We start from the raw sequence: 2,779 nt of genomic DNA on the forward strand, positions 1-2,779 counted from the left end.
AAAATGAAGAATTTAAAGTTTGATGGAACTCAGTTAAAATATATAGCTATAATTGCTATGACAATTGATCATTTAGCATGGCTATTATATCCAGGTTTAGTTAAAGAAACAATACCAGTACTTATGCACATAGTAGGACGTTTAACAGCACCGATTATGTGGTATTTTATCGCAGAAGGATGTTATTATACAAAAGATATTAAAAAATATTTCTTTAGAATTATGAGCTTTGCTGTTATCAGTCACTTTGCTTTTTGCTTCGGTTTAGGAATACCATTTGATATAACTACAGGAAGTATATTTAATAAAACAAGTGTCTTATTCCCACTGGCGATGTCGGTTGCATTAATCGCAATCTTTAGAAATGAGAAGATAAATAATACATTAAAGATTTTAGTAATTATTGTATTCTGTTTATTAACATTTGTAGCGGATTGGTCTTCTATAGCGTTAATGATGCCATTCTTTTTATATAATCATAGAAATAATAAAAAACAACAAATATTAGACTATGTTATATGGATAAGTGTTTATGCAGCTATTTATATTATATTTATAGATGTATTTTATGGAGTATTACAGTTTGCAACTTTACTTTCGTTACCATTATTAATGAGATATGATGGTACTAGAGGAAAACATACTGGTTCTAAATGGTTCTTCTACTATTATTATCCAATACACTTGGCAATTATAGGTATTTTTAGAATTATATTATATGGAAATATACCATTGGTTTTTTAGAATTAGTATGGACGTAGCAAATCAAAAAAACATGGTTAAATTTAATACAACGAAAACTAATGTAGAAGTTCCTTATTAAGATAAAACTTAATAAGGAACTTTTTATACAGTTCGATATCAATATGTAGTAAAAAAGTATGAGATATAATATAATATGGATATTAAAAATAAACTGTTTTCGAAAGGATAAAATGGATAATAAAGAAGAAAGAGTTCAATGTCAAAAATTATGGGCAAAAAATAAATATTTTGTTTTAAGTCATTCAAGTAAAATATATTTAGAAATTAGAACGTATTTAAAGCAAGAAGAAGTATCCCAAAATAAAGTGAGTGAGCTTATAAAAATGCTGTAAGTTTACCTGAAGATAAAGGACAAGTAACGAATTCTCTTCATCATGATGAGTGTATTGAGAATTTAGCTCAGAAGGATATTTTTATATAGCTATATATTCATATTAAAATATTGATAGAAAATAAGTAAGGAGACAACTATGAAAATTTCAATTTTAAATTTAGCTCCATTAAGACAGGGGCAGAATTTTAAAGATGCTATTGACGCAATGGTTAAATTAGCTAAAAAGGCTGATGAATTAGGATATGAAAGATATTGGATTGCAGAACATCATAATACTAAAAGTGTAGCAAGTAGTGCGACACAATTACTAATACAACGTACATTAGATAATACAAAAAATATTAGAGTAGGATCAGGTGGAGTAATGTTGCCTAATCATAGTCCGTATATAGTTGCTGAACAATATGGAACTTTAGAGACTCTTTATCCAGGAAGAGTTGATTTAGGTTTAGGGCGTGCTCCAGGTACTGATTATAACACTGCGCGAGCTATTAGAAGAAACACAAATAGAGAGATGGATTTTAAAAAAGAAGTCGTGGAGCTATCTGGGTATTTTAAAGATACAAGACCTGTTCATGCATATCCAGCTGCTGGGCTTGATGTTCCACTATACATACTAGGTTCAAGTACTGATAGTGCATATGTAGCTGCTGAGCTAGGCTTACCTTATTCATTTGCATCGCATTTTGCTCCAGCTATGATGGAAAATGCAGTAGCAATTTATAGACATTACTTTAAACCATCAGAAGTTTTAAGTGAGCCGTATGTAATTTTAGGTGCTAATGCAGTTGTTGCAGATACCGATGAAGAAGCAAAAAGATTATCAACAACTCAGATTCAATCGTTTTTAAATATTATTACAAGTAATCCTCAAGGCATGGTTCCTCCAGTACAATCGGAAGAAGCGGTATGGAAAAATTATATCGCGACAACTAAAGTTCCGCATTTTGGACCAATTGCATTTGAACATGATGAGATAGTTGATCATGAGAAAGCTGTCGTTGATCAGATGACAAAAATCTCATTTATTGGTAATAAGGAAACTGTGAAAAATCAGATCTTAGATTTAAAACGTAGGGTAGAGTTCGATGAATTAATGATAAATTCATATATTTACGATGAAGAGGCTCAACACCATTCATATGAATTATTAAAAGAGGTTGTAGATGAAATTAACGACTAGCTTAGCGATGAATTGTAGAACTATAAACTTCTTATAGACCTTATAATTTCTTGAAAACTAAATTGATGACAAAAGTAGATAATTAGTGTATTATGAAATTAAATAAACTTAATAATAGTAAAAAAGAGGTAAATTATGGAAAAATATCTAATTAACAACGAATTTGTTAATGTAAAATTAAGAGTAGATGAATATTTAGAAAAAAATAACATTCACCAATTTTTAAATATAAACCAAGGTGAATATGCTAAAAATGTTGATTTAGAATTAGAGGATATTCAATATGTAGTATTTGGAAATCCTAAAGTAGGTACATTATTAATGCAAGATGATATTTATCTAAGTTTTAATCTACCACTTAAATTATTACTTATTAAGAGAGAAGATAAGACAGAAGTATTATATGAAAAACCTACTTCATGGTTAAAAGAAGAACATTCTGATAGAATAAAAGAAATATTACCTAAGATGGACAATTTGTATTTAGATATAATTAA

At 28.8% G+C, this 2,779-nt stretch carries 4 protein-coding genes; all 4 read left to right on the forward strand.

All coding sequences use genetic code 11. From position 1 onward, the window contains the following. The coding region (locus RWN11_RS08130; protein WP_314161232.1) for a TraX family protein at nucleotides 1-744 on the forward strand (744 nt) is incomplete at its 5' end. Nucleotides 745-935: 191 nt separating this feature from the next. Then, nucleotides 936-1,097 (forward strand): hypothetical protein, encoded by a 162-nt coding sequence (locus tag RWN11_RS08135; RefSeq protein WP_314161233.1) that lies wholly within the window; start codon nucleotides 936-938, stop codon nucleotides 1,095-1,097. A gap of 138 nt (nucleotides 1,098-1,235) precedes the next feature. Continuing rightward, nucleotides 1,236-2,282: an LLM class flavin-dependent oxidoreductase gene (locus RWN11_RS08140; RefSeq protein ID WP_314161234.1), complete on the forward strand. Its 1,047-nt coding sequence runs from the start codon at nucleotides 1,236-1,238 to the stop codon at nucleotides 2,280-2,282. Between the two features lie 135 nt (nucleotides 2,283-2,417). Continuing rightward, a partial coding sequence (locus RWN11_RS08145; RefSeq protein ID WP_314161235.1) for a DUF302 domain-containing protein occupies nucleotides 2,418-2,779 on the forward strand: 362 nt, incomplete at its 3' end.

This window comes from uncultured Gemella sp., assembly GCF_963519265.1.
Taxonomy (GTDB): domain Bacteria; phylum Bacillota; class Bacilli; order Staphylococcales; family Gemellaceae; genus Gemella.

Excerpts from the sequence above, each read along its gene's own strand:
- RWN11_RS08135 (WP_314161233.1), top strand. The coding sequence starts at position 936 with ATGGATAATAAAGAAGAAAGAGTTCAATGTCAAAAATTATGGGCAAAA.
- RWN11_RS08140 (WP_314161234.1), top strand. The coding sequence starts at position 1,236 with ATGAAAATTTCAATTTTAAATTTAGCTCCATTAAGACAGGGGCAGAAT.